Genomic DNA, 23,392 nt, shown 5'->3' with positions numbered 1-23,392 from the left:
CCGAATTGCTCAGGCCGCCTTGTCCAATTCAAAGGCATCATGCAGTGCCTGAACAGCAAGTTCCATGTATTTCCGATCCACGAGGACGGAAATTTTGATCTCAGAGGTTGTAATGACCTTAATGTTGATCCCCTCATCCGAGAGAATCTTGAACATTTTGGCCGCCACACCGGATTGCGAGCGCATGCCGATGCCTACCACCGAGACCTTGCAGACATCTTCGTCGGCAACCAGCTCAGCGTAGTTCAACTCGCCTTTTTCCTTGATGGCCAGCAACGCCTTTTCGGCGCGCGCCACCTGATCGGTCGGGCAGGAAAAGGTCATGTCCGTGCGCCCCTCGTCCGAGATGTTCTGCACGATCATGTCCACATTCACGCCCTCTTCGCTGAGCGCGGTAAAGATGATCGAGGCAATGCCGGGGCGGTCTGCCACCGATACAACGGTCATCTTGGCCTCGTCACGGGAATAGGCCACACCGGCCACAACATTGGATTCCATGATATCCTCCTCGTCGACAACCAGCGTACCGGCCTCGTCGGATTGTTCTTCGAAACTAGAAAGCACGCGGAGCTTCACCTTATACCGCATCGCCAACTCGACCGAGCGGGTTTGCAGCACCTTGGCCCCTAACGAAGCCAGTTCGAGCATCTCTTCAAACGAGATGCGGTCAAGTTTGCGCGCCTTTTCGCAGATGCGCGGGTCAGTCGTATAGACGCCGTCCACGTCCGTGTAGATGTCGCAGCGCTCGGCACCAAATGCAGCAGCAAATGCTACGGCCGTCGTATCCGACCCGCCACGGCCCAGCGTAGTGATGCGGCCTTCGGGGCTGATGCCCTGGAAGCCAGCCACAACCGCCACCTTCATGCCTTCACCAAATTTCTGGTTCAGGTTCTCGGTGGGAATTTCCTCGATCCGGGCCTGGCTGTGCGCGCTGGTCGTCATCAACGGAACCTGCCAGCCCTGCCAGCTGCGCGCCGGGATATCCATCTCCTGCAGCGTCAGCGCCATCAGACCAGCGGTCACGTTCTCGCCCGACGAAACGACGGCGTCATATTCACGCGCGTCGTACAGCGGCGAGGTTTCGTCGACCCAACCCACAAGCTCGTTTGTTTTGCCGGACATGGCCGAAACGATGACGATCACGTCATACCCTTTGGCCACTTCGACGCCGATGCGTTTTGCCGCGCGGCGGATACGGTCGAGGTTGGCAACCGACGTGCCGCCGAATTTCATCACGAGTAGGGGCATGGGGGCAAGTGTCTCCGCGCCATGGTTTTCTGATCCCGAGCGTCTTATGCGAGGGGGACCGCGAGGGCAAGTGTTCATAACCAATCCGACTGCCGCACCTGACTGCTTTACAACCGTCACCGAGGGTGTCAGCCTGTAGCCCACACATATTCCTAGAGGTTTTCCATGTTCCGCGTTGCCGCAGCCCTTGTCCTGCTGTCCTCACCCGCCTTTGCACAGGTTTCCACACTGGCCGCAACAGACGGCAAGAATGCTTTGGGCACCGTGCCCTGCGCCACGGGCGGCGCGCCAATGAGCAGTTGTCATGCCGAGCTGCGCCACCACGACGACGGAACCACAACCCTGGCTGTGGGATTGGGCAGTGGCGAGGTGCGCAGCATCTATTTCACGGATGGCGTACCAAGTTCCAGCAGCTCACCCGCCCGGATCAGCCATGAAACACGGGGCGATCTGACTGTGATCTATATTGACCCCGATGAAGTCTACGAAATCCCCACGGCGGCGCTGAAACGTCAATAAGCGTGCGGCTGGCCGTCCCAGGTTTCGAAACATCCGGAATTGTCGAGCGACAGCGCCTCAAAGCGATCGACCAGCCCATCTGCGGCTTGGTCAACCGTGATCGGTGCTTCGGCACCTCCCATGTCCGTCTGGACCCAACCGGGGTGGTAAATGCCAACCGCGACGCCGTCCTCACGCAGATCTGTGGCCAGATTGCGCCCCAGATTAAGCGCTGCTGCCTTTGACGCGCGGTAGATATAGCTGCCTCCCGGCGCGCGTGTGTGCGACGCCATCTGCGACGACATAATCGCAACTTTCCCTCGTGCGGCCTTCAGATTGGGCAACAACGCCTGAACGGTTAGAAACACACCGGTCACATTGGTCGCAAAGCTCTTCGCCCACATGTCTGCCGGATAGCCGTCAATGCCGTGCCCCTTATCCAGATAAACCCCTGCGTTGCAGATCAGAAGGTCAACCGGACGCCCCGCGAGCCCTTCTGCCATAGCGGTCTGGTGCGCAGGGTCTGTCACATCCAGTACAACTTGCGCACTGGTGTTGCGGGCCGTTCCGGTAACGTCTTGACCCTGCGCGCGATAACGATCCGCCAGAGCTTGTCCAATTCCACGATTGGCACCAGTGATTACCACATGCATGAGTCAGTTCGTTTTCCGGGTCGGTAAAAAGGGTAACGGCGCAACTGGCACGCCATCTTCAATCAAGGCCTTTGCTTCATCAGGCTTGGCCTCGCCGTAAATCGCGCGCTCGGGCGCATCGCCCAGATGAATCTTGCGCGCCTCAGTGGCAAAGTCCTTGCCAACATAGTCGGAATTTTCTTCCACCTTGCGCCGCAGATCGGCCAGCACCTGTTCGATATCCGGCGACGGCGTCGCGACATCGATTGGCTTGTCCTGAGGCTCCGGTGCCTGCGCATTGCGCGCCGGACGGACCCGGGGGGTCATGATCGCCTTTTCAACGTGCACGTCACCGCACACAGCGCATGTCACCATGCCCGCGGATGCCAGCTTGTCGTAAGCGGCGGCCGATTGAAACCAACTGTCAAAAGTATGGCCGCGGCTGCATTTCAACGAATATTGAATCATGTTCCGTCCAAATTTCGGTAGTCAAATAGATACCGACAGACATGGCAAGATCAAGCCCTTCGCAAGGCAAGTCAGTGCAGAACTGGCCCCAGTTCGCGTAACAATCGTGAGAGTTCAGGAAAATTGACCCGAGAGGCCGCCTTTTTCGGCGAAACCCACTTTCTTTTGCGTTCGTCCCGTTCAGGGAAATCCGAAACGATTGACCGAACATATAGCGGAAAAACGTCCACCAAACACAAGACCGGTCCTTTACCGGGAAAATTCTTCAAATAGGTGAAGCGACCAAGCAAATCAGCTGAACATTTGCCCTTAACACCGGCTTCTTCCCAGGCTTCCTGCGTGGCGGTCTGGGACGGAGTCAAACCATCGATCAACCACCCCTTTGGTATGATCCAGCGGTGCGATTTACGCGTTGTGATAAGTAGCACTTCGGGTCGACCCTGTTTGATGCGATAGCACAAGGCAGCCGACTGATGCATCAATTGAAGATGTTTGCTTTTTCCCTGCAAGTGGATCGAAAGCCCTGCATCGACCACGCTGAACCGCCTTTCAAATTGATTCCGCACCTGTATACCAACCTATAATCTTGTATTTATTTAGCGGTTGGTAGGGATCTGGATACCATATAATGCGGTCTCCTCCAAGTCTCTGAAGGATCTAAAGTCGTGCCGCCAGTTTGCTCACCAGATCTTCATGAGGAACATCTGCATCAATCGCCAGTCGACGCAAACCAAAATGAACCCTGGCGACTTGCTGATAGTAACGGGTGTAGACGTAGTTCGTTCCGCCCCCGGCGATGGCGCCCAGAACCGGAACCGATTGCGCTGCCAGTTTCTGGCCAAGCACGACGGACAAGCGCGGAGCAACTGCCGCGATCAGCCGTTGCATTGCTGGGCCAGTCAATGTCAGGCGCACCGAAAAGAACCCCAGATCGGCCCCATCATCATAAGACAATGGGCCGGCGGCAGACAGAACCTGAACGCAGTCAAACTTCACGCCTTCCTCAGAAGGATCAAACCCTTCGCGGGAAGCCGCCCCCTGAATGGCGCGTAACAGCATGGCGGTGGTTGCAGGTAATTCCATCAGGGCCGTAGACACCCCACCAAGGCCGCCTGCGGCGCCCATCGCGGTCGCGACAGCGGTGTTGACCCACGGTTTCTGATCCGGCACTGCGCGCCGTGATCCCTCAGCCGCGTGCATCGCAAGCCACAATGCTTGCTCAGTCGCGCCCGTAAGGCCCTGCCGTACGGATGCTGGCAACTGCTCGAGCAAGGATTCCGCCGACCCGCCCAAACTGTTCAACAGTTTGACACCCGGCCCTCCGGCAGACCTGTAACACTTGGCCAACCGGTCCAACTCGGCCTCGGTGTCCAGTTTTTCAACAAGAACCACGTCCTGCATATACGCCCTCCTGCCGTTTAACATCGGGACTTACTGCGGCGGTTTCAATAGGTCAGCGCGACCAGCGGGTCACTGCGCCATATACATCCGACCAAACACCGGGGATCAGTTCCACGCCCAAAACCCGGTCCGGATTGGTCGGAGGCGGCATTTCAACGCCCATCAGGCGCGAGAACCCGAAACGGGCATAATAGGGCGCGTCACCGACCAGCATTACCCTTTGCCAGCCTCTGTCCCGACCAGCCTCCAACCCATGATGAATCAGAAAGCCGCCCAATCCTTCGCCCTGATGGGTCGGGTGCACGGCGACAGGCCCAAGAAGCAAGGCATCGTGTTCGCCCACATGCACAGGCCAAAACCGGATCGCACCGGCCAGAATGCCCTGCCCATCGCGCGCGACTAATGACAGACCGGACACGGGAGGAACATCGTCACGCAAACGATACGAGGACAGCGCCTCGCGCCCGGGCGCAAAGCACAGGTCATAAAGAGCTTCAACCTCCCACCAATCATCCGGCTCTTCCGGCCTGATCTCGAACTGCTGCACCCTGCCCTCTTTTCCTAGCTGGCAATCGCCCTAGCACTTCGGTACGCCTTGGGCAAACGCTTGGAGACCATATGTTCTATCGCCCCGAAGACGGCCACGGCCTGCCGCACAATCCATTCAATGCCATTATCACGCCGCGGCCGATCGGTTGGATCTCGACCCGTGATGCAGGTGGGATCAACAATCTGGCACCTTATTCGTTCTTCAACGGCGTTGCATACACGCCGCCGCAGGTCATGTTCGCCTCGACCGGGACCAAACACGATCAGGACGGCGCAAAAGACAGCCTTGCCAATATCAAGGCGACCGGGGTGTTCTGCGTCAACGTCGTGGCCCACGCACACAGGGATGCGATGAACGCAAGCTCTGCCGGCCTGCCAAAATACGTTGATGAGTTCGGACATGCCGGGCTGACGCCGGTAGAGTGCGAAACCATCGCCTGCGCCCGGATCGAGGATGCACCGGCGGCACTTGAGTGCAAGCTTACGCAGATCGTTACCCTTCCGGGCGAGGCCAATCGGGTTGTATTTGGCGAGGTCACGGGCGTGCACCTGCGCGACGATTGCCTCAAGGACGGCATGTTTGACGTCACAACATTCCAACCGCTGGCGCGGCTTGGGTACCGGGATTACTCGGTGGTAACGGAATTGTTCAGCCTTTCCAGACCGGATGATTGATGCCCCTACCTGACCCATCTCGCAGATACCCGATCACGCTTCCCGACGGTGCCGAGCATCGTGGCACAGTGTTTCTGTCGCAAGCCATCGATCATCCAAGATTTGAGGCCGGCGCGTTTAGCTATGCTTCGGATTTTGATGCGCCAGAGGATTGGGCCACGCGCCTGGCTCCCTATTTATTCCCTTTCTCATGGGAAAAGCTGGTACTGGGTAAATTCTGCCAGATCGCCCATGGCGTTCGGTTCATTACATCCTCAGCCAATCATGCGATGGATGGGCTGACCAGTTTTCCGTTTCCGGTGTTCAACCCCGAGCGGATGACGGGATACCAGCCGGATACGCGTGACACGCTTATTGGGCACGATGTCTGGATCGGCTATGGCGCAATGATCCTGCCCGGTGCGCAGATCGGATCAGGAGCGATCATTGGCGCCGGATCCGTCGTTCGCGGCGAAGTGCCGCCCTATGCGATCGTCACCGGAAACCCGGCCGAAGTAAGACGCCTTCGATTCGATAAAAACACAATCGACCGGCTTCTGGCGTTGAGTTGGTGGGATTGGCCCGCCGAGTTGATTGCCGATGCCGAAGGGACACTAGTGTCTGGAAACATCGAGGAATTGGAGCGGATTTCTCCAAAGTAAAAGGCGGCCAAATCGGCCGCCTTTTTTTCAATGTCCGCCCAGAATGCCGGTGCGAACCGAGTAATCCACCGCAATTTCGTAATCCGGGTCATCGTCGCTGTCGACCATCAGGTGACCGGCCTTGTTCAGCAGCCTGTGGCAATCGCGGCTGAGGTGACGCAGCATGACACGTTTGCCTGCAGCTTCGTACTTGGCAGCGATGTTTTCAATCGCCTGCAACGCCGATTGGTCCACGACGCGGCTTTCAGCAAAGTCCACAATCACGGTTTCGGGGTCGTTCGCCACGTCGAACAGCTCGACAAAGCCGTCAGACGAGCCAAAGAACAGCGGCCCCTGAATCTCATAGACTTTTGCGCCCTCTTCCGTGGTCGATTCCCGCGTGACCGCATGGATGCGCTTGGCGTTGTTCCAGGCATAGGCCAACGCTGAAACGATCACGCCGACGACCACAGCAACCGCAAGGTCTTCCATGACGGTCACGACGGTCACCAGCACGATGACGAAAGCGTCCATCAAAGGCACTTTGCGCATGATCTTGAACGAATTCCACGCGAAGGTTCCGATCACCACCATGAACATCACACCGACCAGAGCGGCCAGCGGGATTTGCTCAATCAGAGGCGAAGCGAACATAATGAATACCAGCAGGAACAGCGCCGCCGCAATCCCGGCGATGCGTGTACGACCGCCGGACTTTACGTTGATCATCGACTGACCGATCATCGCACAACCGCCCATGCCGCCGAAGAACCCGGTGGCCACGTTGGAGACACCCTGCGCGATGCACTCCTGCGATGCTCCGCCCCGCTTGCCGGTGATCTCTCCGACGAGGTTCAGGGTCAGCAGGGATTCAATCAGGCCGATTGCCGCCAGAATGACGGCGTAAGGCAGGATGATCTCAAGGGTATCAAAGTTCAGCGGCACCATCGGGATGTGGAACGCAGGCAGGCCACCCTCAATCGAAGCCAGATCGCCAACGCGTGGCACATCCAGGCCAAAACCGATCACCAGCGCGGCCACAACTACAATCCCAGCCAAAGGAGCAGGCACAACGCGCGTGATGCGCGGCATGATCCAGATCACCGCCATGGTCAGCGCCACGAGACCCAGCATGGTATAAAGCTGCAAACCCGAGAGCCATTCGCCGCCGCCCACGCCGTGGCCGGTGTTCTCCATGCTGCCCGGAACCTTGAACTGCCCCATCTGCGCCAGGAAGATCACGATGGCCAGACCATTCACAAAGCCCAACATCACCGGATGCGGCACCAATCGAATGAACCGGCCCCAGTGCATGGCCCCCGCAATGACCTGCAGGATACCCATCAGAACAACAGTCGCGAACAGGTATTCAACCCCGTGTTCGGCCACCAGAGCCACCATGACAACGGCCAAAGCGCCGGTTGCACCCGAAATCATGCCCGGACGTCCACCGATCAACGCGGTAATCAGGCCCACCATGAAGGCGGCGTAAAGGCCGACCAGCGGATGAACCCCGGCAACAAAGGCAAAAGCCACAGCTTCCGGCACCAGAGCCAGAGCAACCGTCAGGCCGGACAGCAGTTCAATCCTCAGGCGCGAAAAGGTCAGCCCCTCGTCCGGAACCCAGCGAAGATCGGGTTTGGCTATACGATTGGCAAAGCTTGCCAGCATGGCTCGGGGCATGGGACGTCCTGTGGATTTGTGTGTTCGCGCGAAAGGGGCCTTTTACCTGTCATGACCGCCATGAGGTACTGCACCCATCGGGACCCTGATATGCGTTAAGCGCATAGCTCAAGAACCTACTACACAAACCCTTGAAGCCACTTGCCAAACCCACAACCGCCACGCAGAAATTCCGGGACAGTTTTTTTTCACGTGGAGAGCAGCCATGACCAAGACCAGAATCGCCATCATCGGCGGATCGGGCATTTACGACATCGACGGGTTGAAAAATGCGGAATGGGTCACGGTTGAAACGCCTTGGGGCGAGCCCTCGGACCAAATCCTGACCGGGTCACTCAACGGCGTGGACATGGCCTTTCTGCCGCGCCATGGCCGTGGTCACGTACATTCCCCAACCGAGGTTCCCTATCGGGCCAACATCGACGCACTGAAACGGCTGGGTGTGACGGACGTGATCTCAGTTTCGGCCTGCGGGTCGTTCCGCGAGCATATGGCACCGGGGGATTTCGTGATCGTCGATCAATTCATCGACCGGACATTCGCGCGGGATAAAAGCTTTTTCGGCACGGGCTGCGTAGCCCATGTGAGCGTGGCCCATCCAACATGCCCGCGCCTGTCTGACGCCTGCGAAACCGCTGGCAAAGCCGCCGGTATCAGCGTCCATCGCGGCGGCACCTATCTGGCGATGGAAGGTCCCCTGTTCTCGACCCTGGCGGAATCCAGGATGTATCGCGAGCAATGGGGCTGCGACGTGATCGGGATGACCAATATGCCCGAAGCCAAACTCGCGCGCGAGGCCGAGCTGTGTTACGCCTCAATCGCCATGGTCACCGATTATGACAGTTGGCACCCGGATCACGGCGAGGTGGACGTGACCTCAATCATCGCCACCCTGACAGGAAATGCTGAAAAAGGCCGCGCGCTGGTCAAAGGCCTGCCCGATCTGTTGGGAGCCGAGCGCGAGCCCTGCCCTCATGGATGCGACCGTGCGCTGGAATTCGCCATTTTGACCGCGCCGGAAAAACGCGACCCAGCCTTGGTGGCCAAACTGGATGCGGTTGCCGGTCGGGTTCTCTGAACAACGCCCTCAGTTCGCTGGCAAGGACTGTTGAACCTGATCCCACAACCCATGCGACCAGAGGTCGTTGTGGTTGCCATCCGGGATAACGTGGATTTCAGCGGTATCCCCCGCCATAGCTGCCAGTGCCTCACCATGATGCAGCGGGACCGTCTCGTCTTCGGTCCCATGGAATATCAGGGTCGGCACCGTTATGTCGTCGATCAGGTTACGCGTCGCGAACTGATCCCGCATCAGGGCATGCACGGGTAACCAAGGGTACCTCTCTGCCGCGACGTCCACGGTTGCTGTGAAGGGGGCCTCCAGAACCAATAGCTCTGCATTTGGCCGCTGCTCTGCAACGGCAGCGGCCACGGCGGTTCCAAGGCTTTGGCCGTGCAGAACAATGTCCGCGCCTTTCCCATCCAGTTGATCGTAAATCTGGATGCCATCGGAAATCAGCGCCACCTCGGATGGCTCGCCCTCACTGCCCGGATATCCACGATAGCTTGGGGCCAACAGGCCGAAACCGCTGTTGAGGATCTCTCTTAACCGGTCTGCGCGATCGCCCAGATTGCCGGTTTGGCCATGAAAAAACAGAACCGTCGGAGCACCCTCAGATGCCGGGGGCGCCGACCACGCAGTCAATTCCGTACCATCCGCCATCGTCAGGGAAACAGCATCAACATCCGCCAGACCAACCGTGTTCGGCGCTGGCAATTCGCCGGCGGGTTTGAACAGCAGGGATTGCTGATTGACGTACATATACCCAACGATGCCGGCATAGATCACCGCCAACACCGGGACCAAGAGGATCAGAATGCCTTTTACCCGTGCGGTTCTCGACCGGGCGGCTTCAGGAGCCGCATCCGAGTTTGCATGATGTGTCTGAACCATCGGCCCCTCCGATTGCTGCGTTGCGCCACAAGGTTGGTGGCGGCAAGACCTGATTCAAGCCGCGTGGACCAGACTTAATCCAATCTTTATACATGTTGCCACCTTGCATGGCCTGAGTTCTTTTTGCCTGAACATCTTGAAATTACATGTGAACCCTTCCGATTTGTTTCCGCAACCACTGGTGACACTGAGGGAGCGCATGAAACGTCTCGAGGCATTGGACGCAGCCCGGTTTTTGGCCTTTTGCGGAATGGTCCTGGTGAATTTTCGCATCGCGGCGCAGGTTGCACCGGGTAACGACTGGGCTTCGGTCCTGATCGACTCGCTCGAGGGGCGCGCGGCTGCGTTATTTGTCATTCTGGCCGGCATCGGAATTGGGTTGTCGGATGTTTCTGCGTCGGTGCTGCTGCGACGCGCGGCATTTCTGTTCGTGTTGGGCCTGATCAACATGACCGTTTTTGACGCCGACATCCTGCATTTCTACGCGGTTTACTTCGTGGTCGGTGCGGTTTTCCTAACGGCCCCTGCGGGCGCATTGTGGCTTGCGTCTCTGGGGGTGATAGCACTGGCATTCGTCGCCGCCATGCTCTTTAACTACGACCAGGGCTGGGATTGGGACACGCTGACATACACCGATTTGTGGAGCCTGCCCGGCTTTTTACGTAATCTGTTCTTCAACGGCTGGCATCCGGTCTTTCCCTGGGCCGCGTTCTTATTGATCGGTATGGCCCTGGGACGATCAGATTTGCATACGATCTGTGTTCAGCATCGGCTGATCATGTGGGGGTTCGGAGCCGCTGTGCTGGCGCTGTTCCCGCAAATGCTGATCTCTGACCCGGAATTGTCGTTGTACTTGGGCACCGAGGCCATTCCACCGGGACCTTTTTACATAGTTGCAGGGACCGGCTCGGCTTGCGTGGTGATCGGGCTGTTACTGAAGCTCTGGCCAAAGATCGAAAAGCTGCGCGTTGGTCCAATGCTGACCGCGCCCGGTCGGCAGAGCCTGACACTGTATGTGGCACATATCCTGATCGGCATGGGCATACTGGAAGAAGCCGGACTGCTGGACGGGTCACTCAGTGCGCCGCAAACATTGGCGTATGCGCTCGCATTCTGCACTGTGTCCTCCGCTTACGCCCTTCTATGGTCCAGAAAATTCAAGCGCGGCCCACTTGAGGCATTGATGCGAAAGGTAACGCAGCCACGCAGGGCTTGACCTCGTCCCCAAGTCGGGGCTTGGTACTTGGAATACAATCACAGGATTTCCCATGTCTCCTGACCTTTGGCTTGCCTTCGTGGCCGCGTCGACCGCTTTGCTGCTGATCCCCGGCCCAACTGTTCTGCTGGTGCTCAGCTATGCGCTGTCCAAAGGGCGCAGCGTTGCTGTTGCTTCCGCAACCGGGGTTGCCGTTGGCGATCTGGTCGCCATGACAGCCTCGCTTTTGGGGCTGGGCGCACTGGTTCTGGCCTCGGCCACGCTGTTTTCCGTGCTGAAATGGGTGGGGGCCGCTTATCTGGTTTGGCTGGGGATCAAACTGCTGCGCAGCGCACCTTCGGATGGAATGGAGGAAATGGATACCGAGCGTGATGTCACTGCCCAAAGTGTATTCGGACATGCGGCTGCCGTAACGGCTTTGAACCCGAAATCCATTGCATTCTTCATCGCTTTCGTGCCGCAGTTCATACGCCCGGCCGACCCGCTGGGCCCGCAGTTTACAATCCTGATTGCAACCTTTGTAGGCCTGGCATGGCTGAATGCTCTGGCCTATGCCCTGCTCGCGGATCGCCTGCGCCGGGTTATTGGTCGAACAGGTGTCATTACCGCCATGACTCGCTTCGGAGGGTTGACCCTCGTCGGAATGGGTGTGGCCACAGCTGTTCTGCGCCGCCCGGCCTGAGGGATTAATCCTCAGCGTGTTCTTTCATAAAACCGCGAATGAACAGCCGGATTTCCCGCGCGGCCGATGTGTCCAGTTCCTTGCACAACTCGACAAAAGCGTCGCGTTCATCTTTATCCAGACGCAAGACTAACTGGCTGTTTTTCTTGGTAGAACCTTTACCGTCTTTCTTTGCCACGCGCCCTGTCCCCATCCAGACCTTGATTCCATTAGCGATGCATTGTATATACATAGCATAGAGGTTGTAGTTATCGAGCAACTAACAATAAAAAAGGATTATGGCAATGAACCTTCATGCTGCTCAGGCATTTCTTTTGCGAGACCAGCGCAATTGGCGCAAACCGCACCTGTCGTGGTTGCCCGCCACGCTGTACCGCTATTACGGGCTGCCGAAAGCCGTTCCAAAGCGTCGCAAGTAAAGCGGCACCAATCTTTCCTTGCATGACTGACCCCGATGGGCCAAACACCCCAGCGTGTTTTGACGCCAGAGGGGTTGGCCATGTCCAGGAACAAATCGGTCAAGGATTACATTCGGACCATCGTCGATTTCCCACATGAAGGGATCATGTTTCGGGATGTCACCACCCTGTTCGCCGACCCGCGCGGGTTTCGCATGGCGATCGATCAGATGCTCCACCCCTACGCCGGTGAACGCATTGACAAGGTCGTAGGCCTTGAGGCGAGGGGCTTCATCCTTGGCGGTGCCATCGCCCACCAATTAAGTGTCGGGTTCGTGCCAATCCGGAAAAAGGGCAAGCTGCCCGGCACCACGATCAGTCAGGATTACAAACTGGAATACGGCGAAGCCATCGTCGAAATCCATGATGACGCGATCCAGCCGGGCGAGAAAATCCTCGTTGTCGACGATCTGCTGGCCACGGGTGGCACGGCTGCCGCAGGAATCAAGCTGATCGAACGGCTTGGGGGCGAGATCGTTTCATGCTCGTTCATCATCGACCTGCCCGAGCTGGGCGGACGGAAGGTGCTTGAGGACATGGGCATGGATGTCCAAGTCCTGTGCGAGTTCGAAGGTCTCTGAGCGCCCGCGCGTTCACATATTTTTGAGTGGAAATCTGAAATCGCGCTGGCTTAGCGCGGTTTTTTGTTTGGTCAACTCTCATACATCGCCACATTCAGTGATCTTGTTGAGATGGCTACCCGTATTCCCGTTGATGCCACAAAGGGCATTCCAACTAGGGATTTTACATACCATGTTTCGCAAACTCGCATTTGCCGGTGTCGCAAGCTTTTTCGTCGGAACGGCCGCTTTTGCTGACGGCCACTCCAAGGACATCGTCGACACCGCTGTCGGCGCTGGCAGCTTTGAAACGCTTGTCGCAGCCGTTCAGGCCGCAGAATTGGTCGATACGCTGAAGGGTGAAGGTCCGTTCACCGTTTTCGCTCCCACAGATGAGGCTTTCGCCACCCTGCCCGAGGGCACGGTTGAAACGCTGCTGAAGCCAGAAAACAAGGATCAACTCGTTGCGATCCTGACTTACCACGTGGTCCCCGGAAAAGTGATGTCTGGCGATCTGTCAGATGACATGACCGCTGCGACAGTACAGGGCGGAGAGATCACGGTGGATCTGGATAATGGCGTGATGATCAACGACGCGAACGTTGTTCAGGTCGATATTGAGACTTCAAACGGAGTCATCCACGTGATCGACAAAGTCATTCTGCCTGCTTCTTGATTTTTGTGCGTGGCCCAGTGATCTGGGCCGCGCTTACCCCTTCAGCACGGCTCCGGGGTTCATGATGCCCTTGGGATCAAGAGCGGTCTTGATTGCCCTCATCGCATTCAGCTTTACCGGATCGCCGTAACGTTCCAGATCATCCGTTTTAAGGCGGCCTATACCGTGTTCCGCGCTGACGGACCCGCCGAACGATTGGACAAGATCATGGACCGCGCGTTTCACACCATGGCGCTGCGCGTCATAGTCGGACCTGTCATGGCCCTTTGGCGGGAATACGTTGTAATGAAGGTTTCCGTCGCCCAAATGCCCAAAACAGTTGATGCGGAAAGTTCCCAGCGCATTCACCACCTCAAAGCCGCGTTGAATGAACTCAGGAATGCGCGAGATCGGGATCGAGATATCGTGACTGGAAACAGACCCGATCAATCGGTTTGCCTCGGGAATTCGCTCACGCACGGCCCATAATTCATCTCGCTGCGCCTCGCTTTGAGCGACAACTGCATCGTTGACAAGGCCGTGCGCTTCGGCCGCCTCGAACAGCGCCATCAGTGCTTCGGCCGGTGACATGCCACCTGACAGCCCCAACTCAATCAATACCGACCACTCGGGCTGTTCAGCAAAGGGTTGCCGCACGTCGGGCAAAAGCTCGGACAGGAACCGCAACCCCTGCTTGTGGATCAATTCAAAGGTGCTGACCCCTTCACCCACCTGATCGCGGGCCAGAGCAAGCAGGTCGATTGCGGCCTCTGGCGAAGCAACCTGAAACATCGCCGTGCCAACCTCAGCCGGGCGCGGAAACAGTTTCAATGAGGCGGCCGTGATGATCCCCAACGTACCTTCAGCTCCGATCAGAAGGTTGCGCAGATCGTACCCAGTGTTGTCTTTGCGCAGCCGGCTGAGACCATGCCAGACGTCACCATTTGGCAGAACCGCCTCAAGGCCCAGACACAAGTCCCGCGCATTGCCGTAGCGCAGCACGTTAACCCCGCCTGCGTTAGTCGAAAGGTTTCCGCCGATCCGGCAGGATCCCTGCGCGGCCAGCGCCAACGGAAACAGGCGGTCGACCTCTTCGGCCGCGGCTTGAACATCGGCCAGAATGGTGCCAGCTTCGGCAATCAGAATGTTTTCACTCGGATACACCGCACGAATGTTCGACATCCGCTCCAGCGAAATTAGCAACGGCGCGGGGCCGTCGGTCATGACCTGCCCACCCACCAGCCCGGTGCCGCCGCCATAAGGCACTACCGGCACCGCCGCATCCGAAGCCATCCGTACAAGGGCGGCAACCTCTTCAACAGTCCGTGGCATCGCCAATACGCCCACGTGCCCGGCAAACCTGCGGCGCGGTTCTTCAAGATACCGATCCTCCACGGGACGCAAAACGTCGCCCCCCAAAGCGGCGCGGATCGATCGGGCAAAACTGTCATCGGCAGGGTTCAGTCTCATACCCTTTCCTTGCCCAAGGCGCAGCCCGCGGGCAAGCCTTATTCCAATTCGGTGAGGTATTGCGGCTCCAGAACGACAACGGTCGGACGATCGGGCAGCGTGCGCAGGGACACGGTGATTTCTGATACGCCTTTACGCTCGACGGGGAAGTCGTTGCGGATATCGACCAGGAACCTATCCAATGAGAAGCCCGAGAACCAGTGCATCGGAATGATGATCGAGCTCTTCAGCCGCTTCAGCACCGTGATCATGTCAGGCAATGGCATCGTCGTGCCGCCATCGACGGCAGCCATGACTACATCCAAACGCCCCAGCGCTGCAAATTGTTCGTCCGTTGGCACGTGGTGCAGATGGCCCAGATGCCCGATGCACAGCCCTTCGACTTCAAAAACAAAGATCGAGTTGCCGCGCTCTTCGACCCCGCCGTAGGCCGAGCGTATGTCGGTCGAAACATTGCGTACCAGCATTTCACCAAGATCAAGGTAGTGTTCGATCCCCTGACCAAACTCGCCCCACCCCGGCAACACATTTGGGATTGCCGGATCCGGGTGGGCTGTCCAATGGGTGCTGTGGGCATGGTTCATCGTCACCACGTCGGGGATCAGATCCGCACTGCCGATAAAACCGGTGAAGTCTGTCACCGCATTCAGCCCGCCTTGGGTCTGAATCAGGAAGGACGCGTGGGCAATATAGCTGATCCTGACCGAGAACTCGGGCACCGGGTCCTGCCAGGCGGCTTTGTAAAGGTACTCGATCCCCGGTGCAGCGTCGGCGATGGCAATGCAATGGCTTGGCCGCCGCTCCTGCGCTGCAGCCCCGCCCGAGATCACCATCAATGCCACAACAACCCAGCGCATGGGGGAAGTGTAGCGCAGAACGCTCTTAAGTCATGCCCTTAGTTCATCTGGCCAAAAATACCTCGGGGGTTTGGGGGCAGAGCCCCCATTATCCCGCGTCCGTCTTCCCGCGCCGATCCGACCGCAAGCTGGCATACAGCACATGCGTCCGCCAGCGCCCGTTGATCTGCAGATACGATTGTGCCACGCCCTCGTACTTGAAGCCCGAGCTTTCCAGCAATCCACGCGAGGGCTTGTTCTCAGGTAAGCACGCGGCCTCGATCCGGCTGAGGTCTAAGCGGGTGAAAGCGTGATGAACGACGGCGCCAATGGCCTCGCGCATATAACCCTGCCGCGCAAATGACTGACCGGTCCAATATCCCAATGTCCCGGCCTGCGCCGGGCCACGTCGGACGTTGTCCAGAGTGATAGCCCCCATCAGCACATCATCAGAGCGGCGGAACAGAAACAATGGGATCGCAGTACCACCCGCGACAGAGCGTTGCGCCCAATAGACCCGGTTCGTAAAGGATTTTCGGCTGAGGTGGTCCTTGGCCCAGATCGGTTCCCACGGCGTCAGATACTCCTTGGATGCCCGCCGCAGAGCCGCCCAGTCATTAAAGTCGGAATGCACGGGCGGGCGCAGACTCAGGCGCTCGGTTTCGAGTTTCAGCTTGCGTCTGCCCAACAGCATCACGCCGCGCGCCTCTCCTGCAGTTCAGCCAACGTGGGCGCGGCGGACACCGGGCCGTAAAGCGCCAAGGCTGCCGGAGCCTGAACTGCCATCTTTTCCGCAAACGCACGAACATCCCCGGTGCTGACAGCGTCGATCTTGGCCACCGTATCCTCAAGCGACGGAACCCGGCCCCAAATCTGCACCAGCCGCGCCAGACGTTCCGCCCGGTTCGAGGGGCTTTCCAGGCCCATCAGCATTCCGGCTTTCATCTGTGCGCGGGCGCGGGCAACCTCTTCGGCGCTCATGTCTTCGGCGGCGCGCTTCATCTCATCGATGGTGATGGTGGCTAGTTCGGCAACCTGATCCGCCGAGGTGCCAGCGTAAATCGTCGTTGTGCCGGTATCGGCATACGCCCCGGTCTGCGCAAAGATCGTGTAGCAAAGGCCACGCGTCTCACGCACCTCCTGAAACAGGCGCGAGGACATGCCGCCACCCAGCGCGGTGGAGTAAATCTGGGCGGTGTAAATCTCATCGTCGCGATAGCCGGGGCTTTCCAGCGCCAGCGCGAAATGGGCCTGCTCCAGATCTTTCTCCTGCCGTGCTTCACCACCGGTAAAACGCGCAGGTTCGGCGATCAGACCTTTGCGAGGTTGAAGATGGCCAAACATCTCTTCGGCCATTTTCATGAGCGCGTCGTGATCCACAGCACCAGCGGCCGACAGGATCATCTGTTCCGGGCCGTAATGTTCGGACACGAAACCCGAAAGGTCCTCACGCGAGAACGCACTTACCCGCTCGGTCGGGCCCAAAATGGTCCGGCCCAGAGGCTGGTCGTGATAGCTCTGCTCCTGCAGCCAGTCAAAGATCACGTCGTCGGGCGTGTCATACGCCTGACCGATCTCCTGCAGGATCACACCCCGCTCAACCTCGATCTCTCGCGGGTCGAAAACCGGGTTCAAAACGATGTCGCCGATCACGTCCATCGCCAGCGCCACGTCGTCTTTCAGGACGCGCGCATAATAGGCCGTCACTTCGCGCGAGGTGTAGGCGTTGATGTATCCGCCCACATCCTCGATTGCCTCGGCGATCTGCAGCGCAGACCGGCGCTCAGTTCCCTTGAACGCCATATGCTCAAGGAAATGCGCAATACCGTTCTGCTCAATCCGCTCATGCCGCCCGCCGGCGGTTACCCAGATGCCGATGGCCGCAGATTGCAGCCCCGGCATTTGTTCACTGACGATACGAAATCCGTTCTTCAGTTGGTCTTGTCTGACAGTCACTCAGCAATATGCCTTTTGATATGATCCTCGAGGGCACCCAGATCATTTGCAATGCGGGTCACCCGTTCCGGACGTTCATACAGATCAGACATGCGGGATGGAAGAGGCGGATGCACATCGCTCGCCTTCTCGACCGCAGCCGGGAATTTCGCCGGATGTGCGGTGGCCAGCGTGATCATCGGGACGTCAGCGGCGCGATGCTCTTCCGCGACCTTGATGCCAACCGCCGTGTGTGGGCAGACCAGTTCGACGCTATGGTCCAGCGTGTGCTTGATCGTTTCCAGCGTTTCGTCTTCGGATACCCGGCCCGAGTCAAAGCTTTCGCGCAACGCTTCCATCGCGCCTTGGCTGACGTTGAAACCACCATTCTTGAGCTCGTCCATCAGCTGCGCAATTGCGTCACCGTCCTCGCCATACGCGTAGTACAGCGCGCGCTCAAAGTTCGAGCTGACCTGAATGTCCATCGACGGGCTGATTGAGGGGATCGTGTCGCCCTTGAAATACCCCTCGCCCGACAAACAACGGTGCAGGATGTCGTTCTGGTTGGTGGCGACAACCAGACGGTCAATCGGCAGGCCCATGCGTTTTGCCAGATAGCCCGCGAAGATATCACCGAAATTCCCAGTCGGTACTGTGAAGCTGACCTTGCGATGCGGCGCGCCAAGGCTGACGGCGGCCGAGAAGTAATACACGATCTGCGCCAGAACGCGGGCAAAGTTGATCGAGTTCACCCCTGCCAGTTTCACGCCGTCGCGGAAGTCGAAGTCGTTGAACATATCTTTGAGGGCGGCTTGGCAATCGTCGAAATCGCCATCCACGGCCAAAGCGTGCACGTTGCTGTCGGCAGGCGTGGTCATCTGTCGGCGCTGCACCTCCGACACTCGACCATGGGGAAACAGGATGAAGACATCGACGGCATCCAGACCCCGGAATGCCTCGATGGCGGCCGAGCCCGTATCGCCACTGGTCGCGCCCACGATGGTTACCCGGTCGCCGCGACGCTTGAGAGCCACCTGGAAGAGCTGGCCGATCAACTGCATGGCAAAGTCTTTGAAGGCCAGGGTCGGGCCGTGGAACAGTTCCAGCAGGAAGTGGTTCTCGTTCAATTGCTTCAGAGGCGCGCGGGCATCATGGCCAAAGCCCTCATAAGCGCGGGCGATAATCTCCTTGAACTCAGCCTCACCAAAGGACCCGCTGACATAGGGCCACATCACCCGGAACGCGATTTCCTCATAAGGCAGCCCAGCCAACGCCGCGATTTCATCCTGCGACATCACCGGGATTTCTGCGGGCAGATACAGGCCTCCATCGCGGGCCAGCCCGGTCAGCATCGCCTCTTCAAAAGTCAGTTCGGGCGCCTGCCCGCGGGTCGAGATGTATTTCATGGCTCGTCACTCTCAGAAGGGGCGCGATTGCGCCACAGGAAGTATCCGGTCATTGCCGCCCAGACCAGGGCCAGGCCAAACCAGGTGATTGCATATTGCAGGTGGTCGTTCGGGATGCCTGCTGTATCGACAGGCAAGGGCGTTATTCCGGGATCGGTTTGCGACCGCGCGATCAGCAGGATCGGCTCGGCCCCCAGAGCTGCTGCCAGATTGGGCACGTCGCGGGCAAACCAGATGTTATCATCAATGTCCGGCTCGGGTGTGTAGCTGTCGATCTCGTCCGGCCAGTGCAGGTTTCCGGTGACCTCCATAGGACCGTTCAGCCTGCTGCCCTGCTTTGCAGTCACCGGGACAAACCCGCGATCCACCAAAATCGTGCGGTCTTCGGTACTGAAAGACTGGATGATACGATACCCGGCCCCGACCTGCTTCACCGAGACCAGGACGTGGATCTCACCCGGCTCCATCTCACCCGCTATGGTAACAGGTAGATACTTATCGACGTCGGGTGAGGCGTGATCCGGCAGATCAATTGGATCCGCAGATATCCGGCTGCCGATTTCGGCCAGAACGCTCTGTTTCCAAGCCAGTCGCTGAACCTGCCAAATACCCAGCGAGACAAGGATCGCCAGACCGGCAATACCAAAAATCAGCAGGAAAAGAATGCGGCGCATGTCAGGACCAGGTTAGATTGCTCGAAGGCTCTGTAAGAGCCGGCGTCTTGTTAAGGGCTGCACCCGCAAAAAGGCAACCACGCAATTGTATCGGGCGCAATATTGCGCCCGGAATAGAGAAAAAGCCGCCCCAAAGGGCGGCTTTTCCAATTGGATCACCTGTCCGTCATCACATCAGCGGCGCTTGACCCCAGATGTAAACGGCGAAGAACAGGAACAGCCAGACAACGTCAACAAAGTGCCAGTACCATGCGGCCGCTTCAAATCCGACGTGTTTCTCGGGCGTGAAATCACCACGCAGAGCCCGGATAAGGCAGACGGTCAGAAAGATAGTCCCGATAATCACGTGTGCGCCGTGGAAACCGGTTGCCATGAAGAAGTTCGAATAGAACTGGTCACCGCCAAATTCCCAACCTTCATGGGCCAGCAATTCGTAGTATTCGAAGCCTTGCAGGAACGTAAACGCAATCCCCAGAACGATACCGATGGCCAGACCATTGATCAGCGCCTTGCGGTCGTTGTCATGGACCAGCGCGTGGTGAGCCCAGGTAATAGCGCAGCCTGACAGCAGCAGGACCAGAGTGTTGATCAGCGGCAGGTGGAACGGATCAACAGCATGTATATCGGGCTGGATGTATTCGGTGCCGGCATAGTCGTACATCGGGTACATGCGATGTTTGAAGAACGACCAGAACCAGGCAAAGAAAAACATCACCTCGGACATCACGAACAGGATGAAGCCATAGCGTAGACCAATGCGAACGACCGGCGTGTGATCACCGGCACGGCTCTCGGCCACAACTTCGGACCACCAGGCAAACATGGTGTACAGAACCGCGACCAGACCGGCCCAGAACATGAACGGGGTAATGCCGTGCATCCACAGGACGGCCCCGAACAACATCACAAAGCCGCCGACTGCGCCGATCAGCGGCCAAATCGACGGGGCCAGAATGTGATAATCATGGTTTTTTGCGTGTGCCATCAGCGTCCCTCACCTACAGGCGTTAGTTCGTTGTTGTATCAGCCTGCGTCTCCAGGGCGGCATAGCCCTCGGGCAGGTCAATTTCGTAGAATGTATACGACAGAGTAATCGTATGCACGTATTTGGCTTCCAGATCTTCGACCATTTCGGGGTCGACGAAAAAGGTCACCGGCATCTGAACCCGTTCGCCGGGCTGCAGCACCTGCTCTTCAAAGCAGAAACAGGCTATTTTCTGGAAATATCCACCGGCAGAGTATGGCGCCACGTTGTAGGACGCCTGCCCGGCGATGGGACGGTTGGTCGGGTTATAGGCCTCATAGAAGGCCAGCCCGGTTTCACCGATGCGCACTTCCATTTCGCGTTCGACCGGCTTGAATTCCCAGGCCATGTCCTTGGCCTTTGAGGCGTCAAAACGGACGGTGACCTTACGATCCAGAATATCTTCGGGTGCAGCAGCGGCCACACCCGTAGTGCCACCGAAACCGGTAACCCGGCAGAACCAGTCATAAAACGGCACCGCAGCCCAAGCCAGGCTGCCCATCAGGACAACCACGCCAACGGTCTGCGCAACCGTTTTCTGAGGGCCCGTCAAAGCCATCAGTTCTGCACCTCTTGCGTCGCCAGACTGAAATCGGTGCCCGAGACCTTAACGATAGTCAGACCAAAAATGATCACGATGAAGGCAGCCAGTGTCAGGCCAACCCCCAGATTGCGGCTAAACCGACGTTGATGCAGCTCGTGGCTTTTGCGCAGGCTCATGACCAGCCTCCCAGCCCAAATGGTTTCAACAACGCTTCGGCCAGAATCGCGCCGAAGTGCAGGAACAGGTAGAGCAGCGACAGCTTGAAAAAAGAGCGCTCGACCTTGAAATTGTCGGCTTCCGCGTCATCCTCGGTCCGGCGCGAAATCTGCCACGCTCCCCACAGGAACAGCGCGTTGAGTACGACCGCGACCACCAGATAGACCGGACCGCCAATGCCAGAGAACGCGGTGCCCACAGCCAGCAACGCCAGCAGCACCGTATAGACCAGAATGTGCCAGCGCGTCGCGCGGCGACCATGCGTAACGGTCAGCATCGGCACACCCGCATCGTCATAATCCGAGCGCATGAACAGCGCCAGCGCCCAGAAATGCGGCGGGGTCCACATGAATGTCAGGGCAAACATCAGCCACGGTTCGATTGACATCGACCCGGTGGCCGCGACCCAGCCTATCACGGGTGGGAAAGCCCCTGCTGCACCACCGATCACGATGTTCTGAGGCGTCGAGCGTTTCAGCCACATCGTGTAAACAACGACGTAGAAGAAGATCGTGAAGGCCAGGAAAGCTCCGGCGAACCAGTTTGTCGCCAGACCCAGCATGATCACGGACAGCCCGGACAGGGCCAGTCCCAGGGCCAATGCTTCGCCCTCTTCCACCTTACCCGACGGGATTGGGCGGCCCTTGGTGCGCTTCATCACCTTGTCGATATCCGCGTCCCACCACATGTTCAGCGCGCCAGACGCGCCACCGCCAATTGCGATGAACAGGATGGCACAGAATCCAACAAAGGGATGCACGGGGACCGGTGCGGCCAGCAGGCCGACCAGAGCCGTAAAAACGACCAGCGACATCACGCGTGGCTTCAGCAGGGCGAAGTAATCGCCAAAGCCAGCCTCATCCGCATGGGATTTGGCGGTCACTGTGCTGGCATTGATGCTTGCGTCGCTCATTTCTGGTCCTTTTGGGGCGAAAGCTGCGCGAAACACGCGCAGCCTGCATTACTCAAAGCGCAGGACGAAGGCCCGCGCGGGCAATCAGTTCGAAGCAACCTGATAGGCTGCCGGCTGACCAGCATACTCTTCCAGTGCGCCTTGCAGCCACTGGTCGTATGCCTCTTGGCTGACCACTTTTACGGTGATCGGCATATAGGCGTGGTCCTTGCCACACAGTTCCGAACACTGACCGAAGTAGACGCCTTCTTTGTCGGCCTGGAACCACAGTTCCGCCAGACGGCCAGGTACGCCGTCCTGCTTTACGCCAAAGGACGGGATGGTCCACGAGTGGATAACGTCCGACGCGGTGACCTGCATGACGATGATCTTGCCGACCGGCACGACAACTGCCGTATCAGTGGCCAGCAACCATTCATCTTCGCCGTATCCGGAATCTGCCAGCTTGGCGCGCATCGCGTCGTCCAGAACAAACGGAGTTACGTCGGCGTCAGCAGGGCGCGCGCCTTCGTCCAGAGTCGCCGGGTGGCCCAGCAGATAGCTGTCGAACGCGAAATCGTGATCGACATATTCGTAGGTCCAGTACCACTGGTTACCGACCACCTTGATGACCACATCACCTTCGGGGATTTCCTGCTGTTTGAACAGCACCGGCAGCGAGAAGGCACCGATGAACACCAGAATCAGGATCGGACCAAGGGTCCATGCAATCTCAACCGGGGTGTAGTGCGAGAATCGCGCGGGCTCGGGATTGTTACGCGAATTGTAGCGCACGATGCAGTAGATCAGAAGACCCGCAACAAACAGACAGATCACAGTGATGATCACCAGAATCATTGCGTCCAGACGCTGAATTCCGGTGGCCAGGCTGGTGGCTGCAGGCTGGAACCCCATGCCGCCATCAACCGGCTTGCCAATAATCTCAAGCTCCTGAGCCATGGCGGGAAGGCTGGAGAGGGCTGTCATCAGCCCGGAAAGCATCAAAGCATTCTTCATTTTCTGTCCTGATCGTTTGATCTTTGCTTCTCTCGCGAAAAGGTGTGAATCGGTCGCACCTCTCCCGTTGTCTTTGGCC

At 58.2% G+C, this 23,392-nt stretch carries 29 protein-coding genes; 9 read left to right on the top strand and 20 right to left on the bottom strand.

Features of this window, described 5'->3' with window-relative positions; genetic code table 11:
• Nucleotides 1-9: 9 nt before the first annotated feature.
• Nucleotides 10-1,248, bottom strand: a complete 1,239-nt coding sequence (locus tag MHN28_RS03770) for an aspartate kinase (RefSeq protein ID WP_239336057.1) — start codon at nucleotides 1,246-1,248, stop codon at nucleotides 10-12.
• A 165-nt stretch (nucleotides 1,249-1,413) separates the two neighbouring features.
• Between MHN28_RS03770 and MHN28_RS03765 the strand changes: the two genes are divergently transcribed.
• A complete protein-coding gene (locus tag MHN28_RS03765) occupies nucleotides 1,414-1,767 on the top strand; it encodes a hypothetical protein (RefSeq protein ID WP_239336055.1) in 354 nt (117 codons plus the stop codon).
• Here MHN28_RS03765 and MHN28_RS03760 read toward each other — a convergent pair.
• The 5 genes from MHN28_RS03760 to MHN28_RS03740 form a co-directional block, all read right to left on the bottom strand.
• Nucleotides 1,761-2,399, bottom strand: a complete 639-nt coding sequence (locus MHN28_RS03760; protein ID WP_239336053.1) for an SDR family oxidoreductase — start codon at nucleotides 2,397-2,399, stop codon at nucleotides 1,761-1,763. The genes MHN28_RS03765 and MHN28_RS03760 overlap by 7 nt on opposite strands.
• Nucleotides 2,400-2,402: 3 nt before the next feature.
• Complete coding sequence (locus MHN28_RS03755; protein ID WP_239336051.1) at nucleotides 2,403-2,846, bottom strand: DUF1178 family protein; 444 nt, start codon at nucleotides 2,844-2,846, stop codon at nucleotides 2,403-2,405.
• Nucleotides 2,847-2,917: 71 nt separating this feature from the next.
• Nucleotides 2,918-3,325 (bottom strand): NUDIX hydrolase, encoded by a 408-nt coding sequence (locus tag MHN28_RS03750; RefSeq protein ID WP_239336830.1) that lies wholly within the window; start codon nucleotides 3,323-3,325, stop codon nucleotides 2,918-2,920.
• Nucleotides 3,326-3,503: 178 nt separating this feature from the next.
• The gene (locus tag MHN28_RS03745; protein ID WP_239336049.1) at nucleotides 3,504-4,247 is read right to left on the bottom strand and encodes an EcsC family protein; all 744 of its coding nucleotides are present in this window, start codon (nucleotides 4,245-4,247) and stop codon (nucleotides 3,504-3,506) included.
• 52 nt (nucleotides 4,248-4,299) lie between these two features.
• On the bottom strand, nucleotides 4,300-4,794 hold the full coding sequence (locus MHN28_RS03740; RefSeq protein ID WP_239336047.1) for a GNAT family N-acetyltransferase: 495 nt from the start codon (nucleotides 4,792-4,794) through the stop codon (nucleotides 4,300-4,302).
• Between the two features lie 71 nt (nucleotides 4,795-4,865).
• Here MHN28_RS03740 and MHN28_RS03735 point away from each other — a divergent pair, with 71 nt between their 5' ends.
• Both MHN28_RS03735 and MHN28_RS03730 read left to right on the top strand, forming a co-directional pair.
• Nucleotides 4,866-5,471, top strand: coding sequence for a flavin reductase family protein (locus MHN28_RS03735; protein ID WP_239336045.1), 606 nt, complete (start codon nucleotides 4,866-4,868; stop codon nucleotides 5,469-5,471).
• Nucleotides 5,471-6,112: a CatB-related O-acetyltransferase gene (locus MHN28_RS03730; protein ID WP_239336043.1), complete on the top strand. Its 642-nt coding sequence runs from the start codon at nucleotides 5,471-5,473 to the stop codon at nucleotides 6,110-6,112. Before MHN28_RS03735 ends, MHN28_RS03730 begins: the two co-directional genes overlap by 1 nt.
• 27 nt (nucleotides 6,113-6,139) lie before the next feature.
• Here the strand turns inward: MHN28_RS03730 and MHN28_RS03725 are convergent, their stop codons facing one another.
• Entirely contained in the window at nucleotides 6,140-7,774 is a 1,635-nt protein-coding gene (locus MHN28_RS03725) for a SulP family inorganic anion transporter (protein WP_239336041.1), read from the bottom strand.
• A gap of 205 nt (nucleotides 7,775-7,979) precedes the next feature.
• On the opposite strand from MHN28_RS03725, the gene MHN28_RS03720 reads away from it, so the two are divergent.
• Nucleotides 7,980-8,852, top strand: coding sequence for an S-methyl-5'-thioadenosine phosphorylase (locus MHN28_RS03720; protein WP_239336039.1), 873 nt, complete (start codon nucleotides 7,980-7,982; stop codon nucleotides 8,850-8,852).
• 9 nt (nucleotides 8,853-8,861) lie between these two features.
• On the opposite strand, the gene MHN28_RS03715 is transcribed toward MHN28_RS03720, so the two are convergent.
• Nucleotides 8,862-9,728 (bottom strand): alpha/beta hydrolase, encoded by an 867-nt coding sequence (locus tag MHN28_RS03715; protein ID WP_239336038.1) that lies wholly within the window; start codon nucleotides 9,726-9,728, stop codon nucleotides 8,862-8,864.
• 199 nt (nucleotides 9,729-9,927) lie between these two features.
• Between MHN28_RS03715 and MHN28_RS03710 the strand changes: the two genes are divergently transcribed.
• The gene (locus tag MHN28_RS03710; RefSeq protein WP_239336037.1) at nucleotides 9,928-10,944 is read left to right on the top strand and encodes a DUF418 domain-containing protein; all 1,017 of its coding nucleotides are present in this window, start codon (nucleotides 9,928-9,930) and stop codon (nucleotides 10,942-10,944) included.
• Nucleotides 10,945-10,996: 52 nt separating this feature from the next.
• Entirely contained in the window at nucleotides 10,997-11,626 is a 630-nt protein-coding gene (locus MHN28_RS03705) for a LysE family translocator (RefSeq protein WP_239336035.1), read from the top strand.
• Nucleotides 11,627-11,630: 4 nt separating this feature from the next.
• Here the strand turns inward: MHN28_RS03705 and MHN28_RS03700 are convergent, their stop codons facing one another.
• A complete protein-coding gene (locus MHN28_RS03700; RefSeq protein WP_239336033.1) occupies nucleotides 11,631-11,804 on the bottom strand; it encodes a hypothetical protein in 174 nt (57 codons plus the stop codon).
• A 106-nt stretch (nucleotides 11,805-11,910) separates the two neighbouring features.
• Between MHN28_RS03700 and MHN28_RS24785 the strand changes: the two genes are divergently transcribed.
• The 3 genes from MHN28_RS24785 to MHN28_RS03690 all read left to right on the top strand — a co-directional run bounded on the left by MHN28_RS24785 (nucleotide 11,911) and on the right by MHN28_RS03690 (nucleotide 13,320).
• Complete coding sequence (locus MHN28_RS24785; RefSeq protein WP_255731995.1) at nucleotides 11,911-12,045, top strand: hypothetical protein; 135 nt, start codon at nucleotides 11,911-11,913, stop codon at nucleotides 12,043-12,045.
• A gap of 80 nt (nucleotides 12,046-12,125) precedes the next feature.
• Nucleotides 12,126-12,665: an adenine phosphoribosyltransferase gene (locus MHN28_RS03695; protein WP_239336031.1), complete on the top strand. Its 540-nt coding sequence runs from the start codon at nucleotides 12,126-12,128 to the stop codon at nucleotides 12,663-12,665.
• 172 nt (nucleotides 12,666-12,837) lie between these two features.
• Entirely contained in the window at nucleotides 12,838-13,320 is a 483-nt protein-coding gene (locus MHN28_RS03690; protein ID WP_239336029.1) for a fasciclin domain-containing protein, read from the top strand.
• 33 nt (nucleotides 13,321-13,353) lie between these two features.
• Here MHN28_RS03690 and MHN28_RS03685 read toward each other — a convergent pair whose 3' ends face one another.
• The 11 genes from MHN28_RS03685 to coxB form a co-directional block, all read right to left on the bottom strand.
• Complete coding sequence (locus tag MHN28_RS03685) at nucleotides 13,354-14,769, bottom strand: FAD-binding oxidoreductase (RefSeq protein WP_239336027.1); 1,416 nt, start codon at nucleotides 14,767-14,769, stop codon at nucleotides 13,354-13,356.
• 38 nt (nucleotides 14,770-14,807) lie between these two features.
• Nucleotides 14,808-15,626, bottom strand: a complete 819-nt coding sequence (locus tag MHN28_RS03680) for an MBL fold metallo-hydrolase (RefSeq protein WP_239336025.1) — start codon at nucleotides 15,624-15,626, stop codon at nucleotides 14,808-14,810.
• Between the two features lie 88 nt (nucleotides 15,627-15,714).
• On the bottom strand, nucleotides 15,715-16,299 hold the full coding sequence (locus MHN28_RS03675) for a GNAT family N-acetyltransferase (protein WP_239336023.1): 585 nt from the start codon (nucleotides 16,297-16,299) through the stop codon (nucleotides 15,715-15,717).
• A complete protein-coding gene (locus tag MHN28_RS03670) occupies nucleotides 16,299-17,561 on the bottom strand; it encodes a pitrilysin family protein (RefSeq protein WP_239336021.1) in 1,263 nt (420 codons plus the stop codon). The genes MHN28_RS03675 and MHN28_RS03670 overlap by 1 nt, the downstream gene beginning before the upstream one ends.
• Nucleotides 17,558-18,946 (bottom strand): threonine synthase, encoded by a 1,389-nt coding sequence (gene thrC / locus MHN28_RS03665; RefSeq protein WP_239336019.1) that lies wholly within the window; start codon nucleotides 18,944-18,946, stop codon nucleotides 17,558-17,560. The genes MHN28_RS03670 and thrC overlap by 4 nt, the downstream gene beginning before the upstream one ends.
• Nucleotides 18,943-19,620, bottom strand: a complete 678-nt coding sequence (locus MHN28_RS03660; protein WP_239336018.1) for an SURF1 family protein — start codon at nucleotides 19,618-19,620, stop codon at nucleotides 18,943-18,945. Before MHN28_RS03660 ends, thrC begins: the two co-directional genes overlap by 4 nt.
• Nucleotides 19,621-19,789: 169 nt before the next feature.
• Nucleotides 19,790-20,605: a cytochrome c oxidase subunit 3 gene (locus tag MHN28_RS03655; RefSeq protein WP_239336015.1), complete on the bottom strand. Its 816-nt coding sequence runs from the start codon at nucleotides 20,603-20,605 to the stop codon at nucleotides 19,790-19,792.
• A gap of 22 nt (nucleotides 20,606-20,627) precedes the next feature.
• Complete coding sequence (locus tag MHN28_RS03650; RefSeq protein ID WP_239336013.1) at nucleotides 20,628-21,203, bottom strand: cytochrome c oxidase assembly protein; 576 nt, start codon at nucleotides 21,201-21,203, stop codon at nucleotides 20,628-20,630.
• Nucleotides 21,203-21,364 carry a hypothetical protein gene (locus MHN28_RS03645; protein ID WP_239336011.1) on the bottom strand — a complete coding sequence of 54 codons (162 nt, stop codon included), beginning with the start codon at nucleotides 21,362-21,364 and terminating at the stop codon, nucleotides 21,203-21,205. The genes MHN28_RS03650 and MHN28_RS03645 overlap by 1 nt, the downstream gene beginning before the upstream one ends.
• On the bottom strand, nucleotides 21,361-22,317 hold the full coding sequence (gene cyoE / locus MHN28_RS03640; RefSeq protein ID WP_239336008.1) for a heme o synthase: 957 nt from the start codon (nucleotides 22,315-22,317) through the stop codon (nucleotides 21,361-21,363). The genes MHN28_RS03645 and cyoE overlap by 4 nt, the downstream gene beginning before the upstream one ends.
• Nucleotides 22,318-22,401: 84 nt before the next feature.
• Nucleotides 22,402-23,313 carry a cytochrome c oxidase subunit II gene (coxB, locus tag MHN28_RS03635; protein WP_239336007.1) on the bottom strand — a complete coding sequence of 304 codons (912 nt, stop codon included), beginning with the start codon at nucleotides 23,311-23,313 and terminating at the stop codon, nucleotides 22,402-22,404.
• Between the last annotated feature and the right edge of the window lie 79 nt (nucleotides 23,314-23,392).

Origin of the sequence: Ruegeria sp. Ofav3-42 (assembly GCF_022347725.1) — a bacterium.
Taxonomy (GTDB): Bacteria; Pseudomonadota; Alphaproteobacteria; order Rhodobacterales; family Rhodobacteraceae; genus Ruegeria.
The sequence above is the reverse complement of the archived record's forward strand: the minus strand, read 5'-3'. Positions and strand labels throughout refer to the sequence as shown.